This window comes from Mesorhizobium sp. B4-1-1, assembly GCF_006439375.1.
In the GTDB taxonomy this organism is placed as follows: Bacteria; Pseudomonadota; Alphaproteobacteria; order Rhizobiales; family Rhizobiaceae; genus Mesorhizobium.
In genome coordinates this window covers 184424-201732 of the sequence record NZ_VFTH01000002.1, presented here as the reverse complement: position 1 = coordinate 201732, position 17309 = coordinate 184424, and the positions used below count along the sequence as shown (strand labels likewise).

General features: G+C 58.2%; 14 protein-coding genes. 5 read left to right on the top strand and 9 right to left on the bottom strand.

Translation table 11 applies throughout. The annotated features are described in order from the left end of the window. Positions 1-34: 34 nt before the first annotated feature. From araD1 to chvE, 4 genes are all read right to left on the bottom strand, one after another. The gene (gene araD1 / locus FJW10_RS03720; protein WP_140833949.1) at positions 35-1030 is read right to left on the bottom strand and encodes an AraD1 family protein; all 996 of its coding nucleotides are present in this window, start codon (positions 1028-1030) and stop codon (positions 35-37) included. Positions 1031-1230: 200 nt separating this feature from the next. Beyond that, positions 1231-2523: a multiple monosaccharide ABC transporter permease gene (gene mmsB, locus FJW10_RS03715; protein WP_140833953.1), complete on the bottom strand. Its 1293-nt coding sequence runs from the start codon at positions 2521-2523 to the stop codon at positions 1231-1233. Further along, the gene (mmsA, locus tag FJW10_RS03710; protein ID WP_140898480.1) at positions 2520-4052 is read right to left on the bottom strand and encodes a multiple monosaccharide ABC transporter ATP-binding protein; all 1533 of its coding nucleotides are present in this window, start codon (positions 4050-4052) and stop codon (positions 2520-2522) included. The genes mmsB and mmsA overlap by 4 nt, the downstream gene beginning before the upstream one ends. Positions 4053-4239: 187 nt before the next feature. After that, on the bottom strand, positions 4240-5310 hold the full coding sequence (chvE, locus tag FJW10_RS03705) for a multiple monosaccharide ABC transporter substrate-binding protein (RefSeq protein ID WP_140673347.1): 1071 nt from the start codon (positions 5308-5310) through the stop codon (positions 4240-4242). A gap of 292 nt (positions 5311-5602) precedes the next feature. Between chvE and FJW10_RS03700 the strand changes: the two genes are divergently transcribed. Further along, the gene (locus FJW10_RS03700; protein WP_140898479.1) at positions 5603-6592 is read left to right on the top strand and encodes a LysR substrate-binding domain-containing protein; all 990 of its coding nucleotides are present in this window, start codon (positions 5603-5605) and stop codon (positions 6590-6592) included. A gap of 103 nt (positions 6593-6695) precedes the next feature. Continuing rightward, entirely contained in the window at positions 6696-7031 is a 336-nt protein-coding gene (locus FJW10_RS03695; protein WP_140898477.1) for a protamine-2 (modular protein), read from the top strand. Positions 7032-7423: 392 nt separating this feature from the next. Here FJW10_RS03695 and FJW10_RS03690 read toward each other — a convergent pair whose 3' ends face one another. Then, positions 7424-7693 carry a hypothetical protein gene (locus FJW10_RS03690; protein ID WP_015319278.1) on the bottom strand — a complete coding sequence of 90 codons (270 nt, stop codon included), beginning with the start codon at positions 7691-7693 and terminating at the stop codon, positions 7424-7426. A gap of 579 nt (positions 7694-8272) precedes the next feature. Here FJW10_RS03690 and FJW10_RS03685 point away from each other — a divergent pair. Beyond that, on the top strand, positions 8273-9001 hold the full coding sequence (locus tag FJW10_RS03685; protein ID WP_140898476.1) for a hypothetical protein: 729 nt from the start codon (positions 8273-8275) through the stop codon (positions 8999-9001). Between the two features lie 2 nt (positions 9002-9003). Here FJW10_RS03685 and FJW10_RS03680 read toward each other — a convergent pair whose 3' ends face one another. The 4 genes from FJW10_RS03680 to FJW10_RS03665 form a co-directional block, all read right to left on the bottom strand. Next, entirely contained in the window at positions 9004-10563 is a 1560-nt protein-coding gene (locus FJW10_RS03680; RefSeq protein ID WP_246674099.1) for a hypothetical protein, read from the bottom strand. Between the two features lie 667 nt (positions 10564-11230). Continuing rightward, positions 11231-12226, bottom strand: a complete 996-nt coding sequence (locus FJW10_RS03675) for a TniB family NTP-binding protein (RefSeq protein WP_140898471.1) — start codon at positions 12224-12226, stop codon at positions 11231-11233. After that, entirely contained in the window at positions 12210-14468 is a 2259-nt protein-coding gene (locus tag FJW10_RS03670; protein ID WP_140898469.1) for a Mu transposase C-terminal domain-containing protein, read from the bottom strand. The genes FJW10_RS03675 and FJW10_RS03670 overlap by 17 nt, the downstream gene beginning before the upstream one ends. Beyond that, positions 14465-15169 carry a hypothetical protein gene (locus FJW10_RS03665; RefSeq protein ID WP_140898467.1) on the bottom strand — a complete coding sequence of 235 codons (705 nt, stop codon included), beginning with the start codon at positions 15167-15169 and terminating at the stop codon, positions 14465-14467. The genes FJW10_RS03670 and FJW10_RS03665 overlap by 4 nt, the downstream gene beginning before the upstream one ends. A gap of 437 nt (positions 15170-15606) precedes the next feature. Between FJW10_RS03665 and FJW10_RS03660 the strand changes: the two genes are divergently transcribed. Both FJW10_RS03660 and FJW10_RS03655 read left to right on the top strand, forming a co-directional pair. Next, positions 15607-16332 (top strand): hypothetical protein, encoded by a 726-nt coding sequence (locus FJW10_RS03660; protein WP_140898465.1) that lies wholly within the window; start codon positions 15607-15609, stop codon positions 16330-16332. 70 nt (positions 16333-16402) lie between these two features. Next, on the top strand, positions 16403-16960 hold the full coding sequence (locus tag FJW10_RS03655) for a hypothetical protein (protein ID WP_140898463.1): 558 nt from the start codon (positions 16403-16405) through the stop codon (positions 16958-16960). Positions 16961-17309 lie beyond the last annotated feature (349 nt).

Genomic DNA, 17309 nt, shown 5'->3' with positions numbered 1-17309 from the left:
AGCTGCTGATCTCCCCTTGGGGGAGATCACGCTCTCACAACGCCTTCACCGCCACCTTGACCGGCTTTTCGATCTCCAGCGGATTGCGCAGCGGCAGGCCGAAATCCGGCGCCTCGATCTCGAACATATCGCCGGCCTCGGTCCTGATGCCGTCGGCAAACGACAGCGTCGCCGTGCCGAACATGTGCACATGCACGTCGCCCGGCTGGCGGAAGGCCGAATATTTGAAATGGTGATGCTCGAGATTGGCGATCGTGTGCGACATGTTCGCTTCGCCCGACAGGAACGGCTTCTCCCAAAGCAGCTTGCCGTCGCGCCAGATGCGCGATGCGCCGCGGATGTCGGCCGGCAGGTCGCCGATCAGGATCTCGGGGCCGAACGAGGCGTTGCGCAGCTTGGAATGGGCAAGGAACAGGTAGTTCACCCGCTCCGTCACGTGGTCGGAAAACTCGTTCGACAGCGTGAAGCCGACGCGGAACGGCGCGCCGTCATCGCCGATGACATAGATGCCTGCGATCTCCGGCTCCTCGCCGCCGTCCTGCGCGAAAGCCGGCGACATCAGGGGCGCGCCGGGGGCCACCGCCATCGTGCCGTTGCCTTTGTAGAACCATTCCGGCTGCACGCCGACCTGTCCCTTGGCCGGCTTGCCGCCTTCCAGCCCCATGCGGAACATCTTCATGGAATCGGTGAGGTCCTCCTCGCCGCCCTCGCTGAGCTTCTTGTGCATGGAATCGCGCGTCGCCGCGGAGCCGAGATGCGTCAGGCCCGTGCCGGTGAGATGCAGATGCGCGGGATCGGGGTGGTTGATCGGCGAGACCAGCCTGCCCCTCTTGTAGGCGGCATCGAGATCGACCGTCTCGCCATAGCCCTTGCGCTCGATCAGCGCTTCGAGCCCGGTGCCAGTGCGCGCGGCCTCCATCGCCAGCGAATAGACGCTGCGCGCGCCGTTGATGATCCTGGTCTTGCCGCCGCCGTTGCGGGCGACGACGCGGATCGTCTCGGCGTCGTCGAGGATCTGGGAGATCAGCATGTTGAAATCCTCTCTCATTTTGCCGGCCGCCCGCGGGCAAGCCTTGACTGGCGCGGCGCGGAGCGATCCCCGCCACGGTTGAAACTCTTCGTCCGGATTGCGTTCGCGAGCCTGGTCCTTGCTGGGCCCTCGGCGCCGACGGGTTGCCGGCAGCTTCGCGATCTGAAACCCGTATGCCTCCTTAAATCCGCTTCCGGCCTTCAGGCCTTGTTCTTGTTGTAGACGTCGAAGATCACGGCCCCGAGCAGCACCAGGCCCTTGACCACCTGCTGCCAGTCGACATTGACGCCCATGATCGACATGCCGTTGTTCATCACGCCCATGATGAAGCCGCCGACGACGGCGCCGATCACCTGTCCGACGCCGCCCATCGCCGAGGCGCCGCCGATGAAGACAGCCGCGATGACGTCGAGCTCGCTGCCGAGACCCGCCGCCGGCACCGCCTGGCCGAGGCGCGCCGCGATGATCAGGCCGCCCAGCGCCGAAAGCACGCCCATGTTGATGAAGACCAGCAGCGTCAGCCTCTCGGTATTGATGCCCGAAAGCTGCGCGGCCTTGGCGTTGCCGCCCATGGCGTAGATGCGGCGGCCGATGGTCATGCGCTTGGTGACGAAGACGAACAGCGAGATCAGCACGCCCATCACCAGCAGCACGACCGGCAGGCCCCTGTAGCTCGCGAACTGGAAGACCAGGAACAGCGCCAGCGCGCTGCCGACCAGCGTCTTGACGACGAATAGCGGGAAGGGCTCCGCCTCATAGCCATGCCGCTCGCGCTTGCGCCGCGTCCTGAAGCCGAAATAGGCGTAGGCGAGCACCGCGACCAGGCCCAGCACGATCGTCGTCATGTGCAGCGTCAAGCCGCTGCCGACGATGGTCTTGCCGGCGGCATTCACCGTCGGCGGGATCAGCGTCAGCGGGCCGATCACGTCCGGGATGAAGCCCGAGCTCAGTGCCTTGAAGCTGTCCGGCAGCGGGCCGACCGAGGAGCCTCCGCCAAGCAGCGCCTGGCAGATGCCGCGGAAGATCAGCATGCCCGCCAATGTCACGATGAAGCTCGGTATCCGGTGATAGGCGATCCAGTAGCCTTGCGCCGCGCCTATGAGACCGCCGACGATCAGGCAGACGATCGAGACCACCAGCGGATTCGAGAATATCCCGAGCGGCCAGATCACCATCATCATCGCCGCCAGCGCGCCGATGAAGCCGGCGACCGATCCCACGCTGAGGTCGATATAGCCGGCGACGATGACCAGGAGCATGCCGAGCGCCATCACGATGATGAACGAGTTCTGCTGCACCAGATTGCTGAGGTTGACCGGTTTGAACAGCGTTCCCGACGTCGTGTACTGGAAGAACAGCATGATGACGATCAGCGCGATGATCAGGCCGTATTCGCGCAGGTTCGTCGTCAGTGCCGAGACGGCGACGCGCGGTCCCTGCTTGACGTCCTCGGCGACGCCGCTCTGCGGCGCGGGAGCGCTGTCTGTGCTCATGATGCTTTTCCTTCTCCGCGAACGATGGCGCGCATGATTTTTTCCTGGCTTGCGTCGCTTGCCGCCATTTCGCCGACGATACGCCCTTCATTCATCACATAGATGCGGTCGGAGATACCGAGCAGTTCAGGCATTTCCGACGAGATGACGATGATCGCTTTGCCCTCGGCGGCAAGGCGCGCGATGATCGTATAGATTTCGTACTTCGCGCCGACGTCGATGCCGCGGGTCGGCTCGTCCAGGATCAAAACTTCCGGATCGGCGAACAGCCATTTGGACAGCACGACCTTCTGCTGGTTGCCGCCCGACAGGTTGCCGGTCAGCTGGTAGACGCTGGAGGCGCGGATGTTGGTCTTCTTGCGATAATCGTTGGCGACGCTCATCTCGCGCATGTCGTCGATGACGCCGCGGCTCGAAACGCCACCCAGATTGGCCAAAGTCACATTGTGCTTGATATGGTCGATGAGGTTGAGGCCGTAGGTCTTGCGGTCCTCGGTGACATAGGCGATGCGGTTCTCCACCGCCTTGCTTACCGTCGAAAGATCGAGCGGCTTGCCCCTGAGCAACACCTCGCCGCTGATGCGCCGGCCGTAGGAGCGGCCGAACAGGCTCATCGCGAATTCGGTGCGGCCAGCGCCCATCAGCCCGGCGATGCCGACAACCTCGCCCTTGCGCACATTGATATTGATGTTCTTGATCACCTGCCGCTCGGCATGGATCGGATGGTAGACCGACCAGTCCTTGACCTCGAAGATGACCTCGCCGATCTTTGGCTCGCGCGGCGGGTAGCGATCGTCGAGCGAGCGGCCGACCATCGAGGTGATGATGCGGTCTTCCGAGATGTCCTTCCTCGGCAGGGTCTCGATGGTGCGCCCGTCGCGGATCACCGTCACCTTGTCGGCGACGCGGTTCACCTCGTTGAGCTTGTGCGAGATCAGGATCGAGGTCATGCCCTGGCGCTTGAACTCGAGCAGAAGGTCGAGCAGCGCCTGGCTGTCCTTTTCGCTGAGCGACGCCGTCGGCTCGTCGAGGATCAGAAGCTTCACTTCCTTGCTCAGCGCCTTGGCGATCTCGACCAGCTGCTGCTTGCCGACGCCGATGTTGGTGATCAGTGTCTTGGGATCTTCGTTGAGGCCGACCTTCTTGAGCAGGGCGCTGGTGCGCGTCTCGTTGGCGTCCCAGTCGATGACGCCGTAGCTGGCGTGCTCGTTGCCGAGGAAGATGTTTTCCGCGATCGACAGCATTGGCACCAAGGCAAGCTCCTGGTGGATGATGACGATGCCGATATGCTCGCTGTCGTGAATGCCTTTGAAATTGCATTCCTGGCCGCGAAAGATGATCTGGCCCTCATAAGTGCCGGATGGATAGACGCCCGACAGCACCTTCATCAGCGTCGATTTGCCCGCGCCGTTCTCGCCGACGACGGCGTGGATCTCACCTTCCTCGACGCTGAGATTGACGTTCGACAACGCCTTCACGCCGGGAAACGTCTTGGTGATGTCGCGCATCTCCAAAATCGTCGAGGCCATCAGGATCTGCTCCCTGGCGCACGCCTCCCAAATCGGAAAAGGCTCATGCGCAAAATCAACATGCTGCGGCGGTTTCGCGTTGCGGATCGGCGCGTGACGCTGCAGAAGCCGGCAAAAACAATACCGGGGTCGGCTCTGAACGAAAAGGGGCCCCGCGTTGCGCAGGACCCCTCCCTTCGAGGCTGGACTACTTCAGCTCGTCGGCCTTGATGTAGCCGGAATCGACGACCTGCGCCTGGTAGTTCGACTTGTCGACCTCATGCGGCGTCAACAGGATCGAGGGAACGACCTTGACGTCGTTGTTGTAGGTCTTTTCGTCGAGGCCGTCCGGCTTGCCGCCGGAGAGCACCTTGTCGACCAGCTGCACGGTGGCCTTGGCCAGTTCGCGGGTGTCCTTGAACACGGTCGAATACTGTTCGCCCGAGATGATCAGCTTGACCGAGGCGGTCTCGGCGTCCTGACCCGTCACGATCGGCCAGGGCTGCGCATCCGTGCCGTAGCCGACGGCGCGCAGCGAGGCGGTGATGCCGCGCGACAGGCCGTCATAGGGCGACAGAACGCCATCGACGCGGCTGCCGTCCGAATAGTTGGCCGAAAGCAGGTTGTCCATGCGCGCCTGGGCGGTGGCGGCGAGCCAGCGCAGCGTGCCGACCTTGTCCATGCCCGTCTGGCCGGACTTGATCTTGATCGAGCCGTCGTCGATCAGCGGCTGCAGGACCGACATGGCGCCGTTGTAGAAGAAGAAGGCGTTGTTGTCGTCCGGCGAGCCGCCGAACAGCTCGACGTTCCACGGCTTGGTGTTCGGGAAACGCTCCTTGAGGCCCTTGACCAGCGAGTTCGCCTGGATGACGCCGACGCCGAAATTGTCGAAGGTGGTGTAGTAGTCGACGTTGCCCGTCTTCTTGATCAGGCGGTCGTAGGCGACGACGACGACGCCTGCGTCATTGGCCTTCTGCAGCGCGTCGGCCATGGTGGTGCCGTCGATCGAAGCGATGATCAGCGCCTTCGGGCCCTTGGTGATTTCGTTTTCCAGCTGGCTGAGCTGGTTCGGGATGTCGTCCTGCGCATATTGCAGGTCGACGGTGTAGCCGAGCGCTTCGAGCTGGGATTTGACGGCGTCGCCGTCATTGATCCAGCGCTGCGAGGTCTTGGTCGGCATCAGCACGCCGACGAGACCCTTGTCGGCGGCATGCGCCGAATAGGTCATGGCGGCGATGCCAAGGGCCGCCACGGCGGCCAGCGTCTTGATGATCTTCACGATTACTCTCCCTGGTTGATGGACGCGACACCTCGGGGCTTCGCGGGCCGCGCAACCGAACAGGTGCGCTGGCGCGCCACTGTCGGCTTTATCGATCTCCGGTATCCTCCCAATCGGCCCCGCGGCGCACTTTAAATCGATACGAATTTGCTCGTTGCCGACCGTTGCGCCTCGGAACGCGCGAAGGGTGGGTCCCTTTGACATAACTGTCAAATGCGATCTTTGCTGGTTGCTATATCGAAACTGATATAACTTAAGGAGCTCATAGAAATCCGGATAAGAGACCGAAACCATGGCGGCATTGCGCGATCCCGATGCGATTTCAGGGAGTTACGAGAAGTTGCCGGGAGATGGCGAGACGCTGCTGCGCAGCGGCCTCAGTCTTCGCCATATGCGCATGATCACCGCCCTGGACGATCACGGACGGGTGAGCGCCGCCGCCCAGGTCATGAACATCTCCCAGCCGGCCGCCTCGCGCATGATCGCCGAGATGGAGGCGGTGCTCGACGTGAAGTTGTGCGAACGGCTGCCGCGCGGCGTGACGCTGACCCCTTATGGCCAGGCGCTCGCTCGCCGTGCCCGCTCCATTTTGCTCGAGATGCGGGAGGCTGACCGAGAGATCTCCGAGCTCAAGGCCGGCAAGGGCGGCTCGGTCTTCCTCGGCGCGGTGACGGCGCCGGCGATCGAATTGGCCGTGCCGGCGATCCGCGAGATCCGCCGCATCTATCCGCGCATCGAGATCACCATGCAGGTCGAGACCTCGAACGTGCTTGCTCGCGAGCTGATCGCGTCGCGTCACGACTTCATCATCGCCCGCGTCCCCGACGACCTCAATCCGCGGCTCTTCGAATCGCGCGTCATCGGCGTCGAGAAGGCCTGCCTCATCGTGCGCCGCGGCCACCCCTTGGCGAGCGGCCGGATGGTCCGGCTGGAGGAGACGGCGAGCTATGACTGGGTGTTCCAGTCCGGCGGCTCGCCGCTGCGCCAGGCCATGGAAAGCAACTTCTTGAACCGCGACATTCCGCTGCCCGACCGCATCCTCAACACCTCTTCGCTGTTGCTCACCTTGGTGATGGTGGCGCAGTCCGACGCCATCGCGCCGGTCTCGATCCAGGTCGCCAAGTTCATCCAGGGCGGCGACGGGCTGGCCGGCGCCATCGATGTCGTGCAGACCGAGTTCGACATCGAGGTCCGGCCCTACAGCCTGATCACGGTCAAGAACCGCGTGCTCTCGCCCGCCGCCAAAATGCTGCACGACTTCATCCTGCGCGAAGTGGGGTAATGGAACGAGAATGCTACTTGTGCGTTCAAACCGATCGGCCGCTCGCTGGAGCCCGTTGCGGGTGAGGGAAGGCTGCCGATGCTCAACAGCTCGGGAGGTTTCGATGGAACGTCGGTTGTTTCTGACCGGAATGCTTGGGGTTGCGGGGGCGGCAGCGCTTGCAAGCCTGGCCGGACCAGCCAAGGCGGTTGCCGGCATCCCCAAAGGCAACGGGATTCTCGATGAATTGGACAAGCCGGATCCGGCCATCTACGAGGAGGATGACCAGGCCGATCTGCTGCAGCCAGCTCAGTATTACCGCCGCCGGTATTACCGTGACCGGTACTACCGCCGCCGCCGTCGGCGCGTTTGGAGACGGGTCTGCCGCCGCTACTGGCGCTATGGCCGGCGCCATGTCCGCTGCTGGCGCCGCCGCGTCTGGCTCGGCCTCCGGCTCTAGGTCATGGCAACCACCTGCCCGGGGCCTGTCGGGTGAATCGCTGACTGGGTCTTGCGTTGGTGTGCAAGACCCAAAACGCTCGCTTTACAACAGCCGAATTCACCCTCGCGCAAACTGATCGGCCTGAGGGTCGACCCGTGCAATTGCGCCCCGCGATCCCCGGCAGTCGACCCGAATCGGTCGCGTAATTTGGCCCCTTGGTGACGTCTGACTCGAACCCTTGCAGCGCAAGCTTGTCGGGCGACAAGGAATCCTGGACAGACGCTGCATAAAAATCAACGGGTTAGCTCCCTGTAGCGTCATTTTCATGGACTGATTTGGCCACAAAAGATTGGACGTTTGTCCTAACGCGTCAACAATTAATGGACTCGCGACGGACCTAGCCCCCGTTACTACCTTCTGTACGGTGCGATCGTATCAAACGCGTGCTGAATCTGAGGGCGCAAATGCTCGATGAGCTGAGAGATGTGATGCTGTAAATGTGAATTTTCTGCTGCAGCGTGCTGCTTGTCGAGGTCGCGCAACTGCTGAAGAAGTTCAGCATGACGAACACGCGCCTTCTCGATCTTTGCCAGCGTCAAGCGACTCATTCCGGCAAGTCGCAATGGATTCAACGAAACGAGCGAGTCCTCGAGATGACCAAGCTTGTTATAGGTATCCATTGATGTCTCCTTGCCAAACATTTGATAGGCAAATAATCCTATCTTCGAGGTCGAAAGTCAAGGAAATCGGTGAAGTGGCTCATCTAGCGTGCGGGACGCACTGTCGCTATCAATCGGCTAAGCGCCCCGCCGAGGTGATCGGCAATGCCGGCTCCGCCACGCACAGCATTGCTGCCGGGGAGGAAGCTGACGACGCAACGGACGGGGGCAAGAGCGCCGCGGCCGAATAGTCGCAGACGCTTTGGTCGACGGATGATCTTTGCGAGAAGATAGACGCCGTTGCACATAAGCCGAGCAAGCGCGGTCCTTACAAGAAGACCCTCACTGACTAGGACATATTGAAAACTTCGCGGAGACGATGCAAGGCATCGTCAGATAGAACCTGCGCAATTATCTCAACCGTGGCAAACTCTCCTGAGCCACGCTGCTCAAAGAGAAAATAGCCACTTGTGTCTGCTATTTCTTGGCCAGACATAGAGATGCGTCGCTCAGTAAGCGGAGCCAAACATAACGTTCTACCCTCTTCTAGATTTACGCTAAAATACAATTGGTCCATCATAGGGCACCGGAGGGCGAATCATGGTCGAGCAAAAGACACATCGGCTTGTCGAAAAACCCCAAATCTCTGCGCGATTCCTCGCTGACTATATGTCGGCTTCACCGATAAAGCGCCGCTCAATACTTGCTGGCTGCAAATACCAATCACTCGCTCGGGTCGTCCAACATAACGAGGCGAAGCAGAACATAGCCAAATTCCTTCGAACGGAGAATCCCCAGATTTCAGACCTCAAAATTGCTGCTGAAAAATTGAGGGTACGGTTGGCGGACGATGAGTTTGACCGCGATCTCTACGACCACAACGCTGATTACATTGACCGATTTGTAAAGAAGGCAGACGATATTGAGCTGCCCCCAGACGCCGAACGGTTGGTGCCTGGCAAAAGCCCCGCGATGATCCTCGGCAATGTGAAGGTCACAGCCGACCTTCAGATGCGACTGAGGCGATTGACCAAAACCAACAAGGTCAAGATCGGTGCGTTGACGCTTCGCTATTCGAAAGGGAAGGCATTGAGGCCAGAAACCGGCACATGGCAGTCAGCCTTTCTCATGGGCTATCTTGGCCTGACGAATATTGAGGATGGCGCGGAGCCGGAGCAGAAACTTTGCATCACCATTGACGTCTATGGCGGCGTATCTCACTGCGCGCCGACCGATAGCGTAACCAAGTTCAAGCACTTGGAGGCTGAATGCCTAGGGATCGCAGAGCGGTGGGACAAAATACCGCCACCGGCCAAAGCCGTGTTCTAATTTCAAATTGAGACACTACCAGAATGCGCGTGCGGCTCACATGCCGGCTGCCTTTTGCAAGGATGAGCCACAACAGAGCGCAACGATAAGGCGCAACGTTCGAGCCAATCGAAAGTTCGCTCTTGGGACCCGGCTAGGCCCTCCAATGGATAACTTTGGCTGATGGTAGCCCTCCCACCCGAGCGAGCACGGATCGATGATTTCCGCCACAAAACTTGAAATGTCTCGTCGGCCAGAGCCAGCATTTTTTCGGAAACGGAACTTGAGATCAGCAGCGTGGCGACTGTGTCGGGTTGCTGGCTCTGATATGTCATTAAAAGGCGGACCCTTCCTCCGATCCCGAGGATGGTAGCTTCGCTTTCACCTTCAAACCAGCGCAGGCAATGGCCATAGTTAGAGGTCAAAAAACGTGCTCTCATTTCGCTGAAGAAGCTAGCGGCAAAATCATTGCCCTGCCTCAGGGCAGGCAGGATACGCGCGATGTCGGATCGGCGGACGATCGTTACGCCAACTTGACGGGTGCTGAAAACAATGGGAACTCCCAGCGATTGAAGCTTGGCAGGTAGTTTGCAAAGAGGACATTGCAACTGCTCAGCGAAGAGCTTTGCCGGCGTAAACTCACGAGCAAACTTATCAAGCGACTGAACGTTTACCGACCAAGCTTTTCCAGACTTTACTTTGCCGGCAACTACGCGCAATCTGACCAGATTCTTGACGACATCAGGTTGAACACAAAGGCGCGCAGCCGCCTGCCCTGCTGTCACATGTCCAACGTCGAGAGTTGTGCGTCGCATCCGATGAATCTTTGGGCGGAGGACAAAGATTGCGGTCAAGCCACGCTTGGTTGGATCCCACCCCGATATTGGCAGCTCGCCACTTAGTACTCGTCTTACGGCCGTCGCGTAGGAGCATTGCGCCACCCGTTGATACTGCTCAAGCGTCAAGTTCTGTTGATGCGTTCCGTCGGTGGGGGTCCGCACGCTCAAATTTTCTATCAGGCAGCGTATTGCCTCACCATCGTACTTGGCTGGATTGCCAGCAAAGCCCCTAAGAAGGGGCTTGACGAGCCGCGCTTTTCGGAGGGCCGCAAAGCGTCTGCCGTCGACGCCAAGCACTTCTGCTGCCGCTTCTTGACTGCATATCTTAGACGTCACTCCGGAAATCACATCGGCGTTCAAATTCGCAATGGTATCACCGCACGCGATCACAAGTTGTCGAACTTCGGATGATCTCAGCTTCAAGGATTTCGCGATATTATCAATATCGCGAACAGCAGGATCGGGCTCGGCTTCAGCTCGAAGTCGCTTACGCCTGATCGATGGATCCATTGCGACAAGGACCCCGCTCATATGTTCGCGCAGTTGGGCGACGCTCTTGAGGCGACGATAGTTGTTCATCGGGGAGTGGAGCCAGCCCAGCAGATGGCGTGGGTTTTTCGAAGTAAGTTTCCCGTTGATGAAATAGGGACCTGCTCGTACATATTCGCCACACAAGTCGCCCAGCGACTTGTCTGCCAGCAAGAAGCGAACCCCATGGTCAGCAGCTATCTGCGTAGTCTGCATGCGGCTAGGTTCTGGCCGCTCCGACCGCCAGCCAAATTGGGCCATATCGCCGATTACAGCACTCAGGAATATGGCATCGGTTAGGTCGAGAGCGTCCAGCGATGATAGCTTTAGGCGTGGGAGAATACCCAAACGACCACCCAGATATCGAGCTAGGCCGGGCCCTCTGAGTTCACCGCTTGCACTTTCTGCTGGCGTTGATGGAGAGCCTGCCGATCGGCCCCACGCCCACACCATTCCATTCTTTTCGACCGACATCTCTTGGCCATGAACCGGGCAGTGCGAAATTGCCACGATGTCGAACCAGAACCTATGATGCGACGATTCTTCGAGGCATTTGGAACAGTACCGGCGATGGCGCGTCGACCAGTCGCAACCGATCCTGAGACGCTCTCCTCGTACGTAGACTGATCCACGATCACCCATCACCGGAGTTGCGTCGCGTAGGATATCGAGCCCGGGAATAGGAAGCTCCTCACAGAAGCTCAGCATCTCCTGCGGTTTGATGTTTCGCCCATTGATGCCAAGAGCCATAGCAAAGGGTCGGATTGACACTTGGCCGTTTAGCGCGGCGAGTCTCAGAAAGAACCCATGTGCAGGTTCATCGGCAAGAGGATGAATGCCCCAGCGGCTAACAACGGGCACGAGCCGTTCTGAATCAACTCGATCAAGCATGCGCAACGCTTTTCTTGGAGAGCGCGCGTTGCGCGGCTGACAAGGGCAGTTCAGTTTGGTCGACCGGTCTCAAGCTCCAATCGTCGACAAAGGGGTTAAAGGTTGTCTTCGGTGGCTTAATGGCGCTGTAAGCCATGGCAAGATGCTCGAAAGTCACGTGCTCGCAGCCGTCGTTGATCGCAAGACAGCCCGCTTGGAATAGGAAGTTCTTTAGCTTGCCGATGATCCCATCGGAAACCCAATGAAGACGCTGTGCGACGGCAACTGATCCCAAGCCTGACTTTTTGCGAAACGGCATGCCGTCGTCGAACATGTCGCACAAGAGTCGAAACGACTTCCGCTCGTCATCACTATCCCATGTGTAGGGATGAAGGTGGGCATGTTGCAAGCCGCCGCGCCCGACAAGCTGCTTGTCGTTGGCCAGGATTTGATACGTCTCTGGAAGGCCGATGCAGATGATGTTGAGAGTGTCGAGATTGAGGATTTTACGAAGCAGGCGCTTCACGTCCACCGCCAAACGAATATTCCGGCTGTCGCACACATCTTGGAACTCATCAAAGATCAAAAGTTGCACCTGATGATATTTCAGCCCCTCAAGGATGTTGTTGGTCAGCAGGGCATTGTTCATGCGCTGGGAGTGAAGCATGCCGAGAGCGTTGGCGAGGTTCTCGAGGACAGGTCTCATGCCTCCCGTCGGTGCCGTTTCGACCAAGAGAACTGGAAAGATCATTCCCTTTTCGCCTTCAGCAGGCGGAAATCGCCGGACATACGCCGACGCGGCAAAGGATTTACCGGTCCTGCTATCTCCCACGATCGCGGACACGCACCCCGTATCGTGGATGCCGCCTTTGACCGGCATGTGAAATCGCGCCAAAGCTTCCATCCCATCGACGAGCCGGTCGTGATTGATGATCAGTTTTTTGAGGATTGACTGCCGCTCTGCCGCAGCCAGTTGTGCGGTTCTTAGCCGGTCAGACGTTTCGCCCATCTGATACGCTCCATGCTTTACGCTTCTTGAACTCTTCCAAATCTTCCATTTCGTCGAGCGACGTGCCCGCAGTTTCCGAGCCGAGGCTTACGAGGTTCGTCGTGATTACCGCCCCTTCGACTTCTTTAGTCTCTTGTGCCGTGGCCCGAGCTGTAGGCTGAGGGGACAGCGAAGCTGCGAGCGGCCGTGAGGCCTCCAAGAACGGTAGATCCGACCCGAGGAAATCTGACGCAGCCGTATCCGGGACGGTTACGACGTGACTTGCCAAACGGTAGGCTGACTCCTTCTGCAAAAACCGCGCGAGCTTCTTCTGGACCGTCTTTGGGCGTTTGCCGAGGAGGCGTGTCACCAGGTCAATCAATTCGGCACGAACGCGCACCAAAGCGTGGATGTCTACGCTTCCTCGCATTTGTTCTCTGGCCCGTGCCAGGATGACACGATGCTGGTGAAGCGTAACGCTTGATGCATACTGTTGATGTGCAGCGGTCGCCGGCACACGGATGATTTCACCAGCGTGGTGATTGACCACACTGATCTCCCCCAACCGATAAGGATCGCGTGCAATCCTATATTTGGTCGAGACTCGTCCTTCTCGCCTCAGCCCATGCCGCGGGTCTGTCAGTAGCGCTGACAATTCTGGGCTCTCATATTTGATGTAGTCCCAAGCTATGCCCTCGCGTTGTACGGTTCGGTACTGCGTGTCTCCAGCGAGCGACGTGAACAAGTCTCGGTTGGGTGGAAGAGATGCCGGACATTTTGCTGCAAGCTCGTTCCACACCTTCGACGGGATGTCGCCGTGACCACGAATGACCCCCAGACCCTTCGTTATGCGTTGGTGATAATCGTCACAGATCCACTTCGTGATAACGCCTTCGAGTTCAGGAAGTGTCAGAGTCGCCGTGCCAAGGTTCTCATAATCTCGTCTCGCGAGGACGTTCTCCAACGTGGTTCCGGGCAGGAGGTGTAGAAGGCCCAACCCCATCGATCGGAAGAACCTTTCTAACGCTCCCTTCATCCAAGGAGACCGTCGCGGTAGTCGCTCGATATTGATACCAAGCTCTCGCCCGGCCTCGGCGATGTTGTTGCCTATGAAATGGAAGGCGTTGTCGACCCAGAGGTTCTCGATGCGCCCATAGCAGGGCCAATCGCTGGATACTCCTGCCAGGCTGTCCGGTGACTTCGGATAGATTGCATGTCGCAACCCCTCGAGGAATGAAGCGTAACTTGGCGCTTCGAAGCCGATCGAAAAGCCGGCGATCATAGCCGTTGCCCGGTCCCGAAATACTACCACATCAGGACGTCCGAAAATGCAGCCGCGCTCTCCGTCGACGACAATCACGTCAAGGGTGCAGTGGTCAACCTCCACGTCCTCATATGGCCTCGCGGGTCGAGGACGTGTGGAGTAGGTTCGATTATTATTGGCAGCAAAATGCGGGCCGCGCTTATAGTGGTCGCGGGTCTGCCTATCAATCTGGGCGCATCTACGCTGAAAGGTTCTTTCGGAGGGCGGTACCAAGCTACCGTCTGACGCTAGGAGCTTCGAAGGTAGGGTGCTCTTGTCGAGCGATGGTCCGACCGATTCGTCAAACTCACGAATGGCTTCGCAAACTTTTGCGTATGCCGTGCCCTTGGTCATGCGGTTGACTGAGAGCCATAACTCTATCCCGCATTGTATCGCGTCTTCCTGCCAAGTCGGCAGATGCGGTCCTCGTCTTCCCTTGAGATAGTGACGATCAGAATAGGCGGCAGTGCCAAAGTGCTCGCCGAACTGCTCCGCTTCGTCAAGCCACGAAAGGACCGTTGTGAATCCGGGCGCTTTCTCGCCACGTCGCGACGCCAGGTCTTCGATGACGGGTCTAAGTATCGATCTGGACCGCCGGAGATGGTCGCCGAGCTTGCGGCACTCGTCTACGTAGGCATGCTTTCGAAGATTCTGGCCGTGAGTTGTCTCACTTGTCAACAACGGCGACCGGGGGACGGTGACGGACTTGGCCCCTGCAGCCATACGTTCGACCACAAAGTCCCCTGCCGACATGAGCGCCCCGATCTGCGCGTCCGAAAGGAGAGCTGGGCGTGCGTTCTGCCGGTCGATGAAAACCCACTGATCTCCTAGGCGCTGCTGCACGAAATAATGGCGGTCATGCATCTTGATCTCGGAGAAAAGTGGGATCTCAAAAGATCGTGCTCCCTCGGGCGTGTTCAACGCGGATCCCAATTCTCGCGCCGCCTCTCTTCCGTTCATCGAGAAAGCGCCTCAGAAAAGGTCGACGTTTCGCTCACCGGCTGCGCCAGATCGAACTGGGCCTTACCTCGGTAAACCAGCGCCATGATAGTGGCGAAGACCGATGCCTTCGGCGCCGGCATGATGCGATACAATTCTCCGAGCGTGTGTGGGCGAAGCCGGATTGCATCGCCAAGACGGAGTGCCAAGTCAGGGTCGTCGGCTCCGCGTGCGCGGCTGACGATGACCTTGCAGTTCGAAAGTCGCGGCTCCTTCCGGATGTCGAACTCCGTCAGCACGCAGAACCGAATACCGTGATCATACCAATATGCTTCGCGGATCAGATGCTCCTTCTCGGCCCAGTTCGTCTTTGCCCGGAGAGCCGCTGCCTTTCCCTCAAGCACCACGATTTCGCCGTAAGTTGTTCGGGCGACGACGTCTGGAGTGTAAGTGCGCCGTTGGAAATGACCGTGTTCCGCAGGAGCGAAGTAAACGAGGGAGTGTGCCTCAAGCGCGAAACTCTCAAATGAGGGGTCCGCTTCCAGCAGAGTATGGAGATCACGCTCCAGCAACGATCCGTGCTGACGAGAACCTAACAGCTTTGATGCGCACGACATCCCGACGATCAATCCGCGGCGACTAAACCTCAGAGGCTGGCGCATTCGGGATGGGGCCTCACAAAGCCCGAAATATTCGGGCGTGATCGAGGATCGCGGCCGCATTCAGCCTCCTGTTGTTTTTGCCACCTCCGCACCTTGTTGCTTCGCGGCGGGTGAGTTTCCCTGGGTTAAGATTTTTATCCGAACGATGTCAAATGATTTCATAAGATCAGTTTTTTAAATTATGATGTAAAGAATTGCTGGACAGGCAATGCCGTCTATAGCTATCCGAGAATTAACCAAGTAAGGTTATGGTTAAGAAAAATTTATACTTGCAACGGTGCATAAATGTGGTAGGAGTCTGCCCGACAACATGGATTATTGAAATGGAATGCGACTTTCAGGAATATCCTTTGCTGGGGCTGGCTTCCGGCCGCCTGCCATGGCGACGACAATTCACTGAGGTGGGCACAGGCGCGCTGTCGGGGCACTTAGGCCGCTTCACGCCGCGCGGAAACTGACATCCAGAACTGACTCACCCGATTGAAAAGGCCCTGCAAATGAATGCGTACGCAATTCTGCAAAATCTGCAGCTCGCGATCTTCGATTCTGAGGAGGAATTCTTCAGGTATTACCTGTCCTTGGGGCCTTACATGGCTTCCAACGAAATCCCGTATAAGGATGGAAGGTTCATCCAGTTTTTTGAGTGTTCTTTCGCTCGTGATCGTCTCTCTGACTTGACGGAAATCGACTCGAACACACTGGACGATTGGGCGAAATCAGGGATCCGGATTATGCCGGAAGGCAAAAGGCGGCCTTGCTCCTCCGATGTCGCCAGACTCTGCGCTATCCGCGATATGTTGGCTCTCGATATCCCGCTCCTTCACGCAGCGAACATCGCCGGGAAGGTTTCCCAAAGCATCCTATATCATGCGCTACGGCGGTCAGCGTCGCTCACCCGCGTGATCAAGGAATCTGAAACAGGAATGTTTCGAACAGTTGCTTCAAGTCTGGGAACCGACGAGGCGATCCTAAGCCGCGCCTTTGTCGATCGGACCGGAAAATTCGCGGTTATCAAGCAGGCAAACCTTGCGGTTAAGCTTAGGAGGCGGATTTCGGATGACGAGCATGCGAGGGGCGTTGTCCTCGATCTCGATGCCGCCGGAAAACGGCTTGCAGAGCGGGCAGGCAGCTTCCTCGCGAAGATGGCGATCCGCTTGCCCAGGCGAGGCAACTCTGCGTCACACGATTTGGTGGCAATGGCGGCTTTCCCGACGCTCCAATAGCTCTCAGCAACGACATCGTTTCTAAGCGGTGTCGTTGCTGGCTCTGAGCACGCATCAGAAGAGGACGACTATGCATAAAGACATTTCTTTCCTTGACGACGGATTTTCGCTTGTAACAGGGGCTTCGCTTCAGCGGTTTCCCGAGGCCATTCCGGCATTTCGTGGCATTTTCATTCTGTTTGTTAAAGATGGTCAAGAAATATTGCGCAAGTCCAACTGCAACGTCGGTGACAACTCATCATATTGTGGAGTTGGATACTTTCACCTGTTCACAGGTCAGACATTTGATCTGCGACAGGAATTGCAGCAACATTTGGTTGGGATGGCGTTGACGTCTGCTTTCAAAACGGCCCTCATCGCACTTCAGTACGAGCATCTCTCGATCTGGCCCGAGATGGACGCATTGATGGGAATTATGGACAGGAAGTTGGGGCTATTCCTAAAAGACAACCTTTTGGTCGCTTACAAGCACGAGAAGATTTCTAAAAATGGCGAGGCTGATCTGATTGAAAGGTTGGGCGGTCCGCTCAACCTTGGGTCCAAATTTCAAAGGGCACAGCTGGCAAACTTGAAGGCACTTCAACAGAAATTTCGAGAGGAAATGTTTGGCCCTGTTTTTCCCGTTTAGGGCAATCAGGGCGGGAACTCAGCAGACGGAGCGACACATGGCCTATTTCCCGTCTAATCCTGTCAGGGCGACACCGCCGGTCATCGCTAGGGACGAATGCTAGCACCCGGTCGGTTAGGAATGCGGCGCCGGACAGCCGCTGCGAAGACAGACAGTCTTCAGGATATAGCGAACTATCCAGCGTCAGAGCATCAACTCACTTCTCATAGGATGATAAGGCTTCGACAATAGCGGTGGCTCGAATGAGAGCTGTGCGAGCGGCGGAGAGTTCAATTGCCAATTCGAACCCTTGCCGATCGGCCAGCCGCATTACCGTCCTCATTACCGCTGGCGAGTTCCTAGCCAGTAG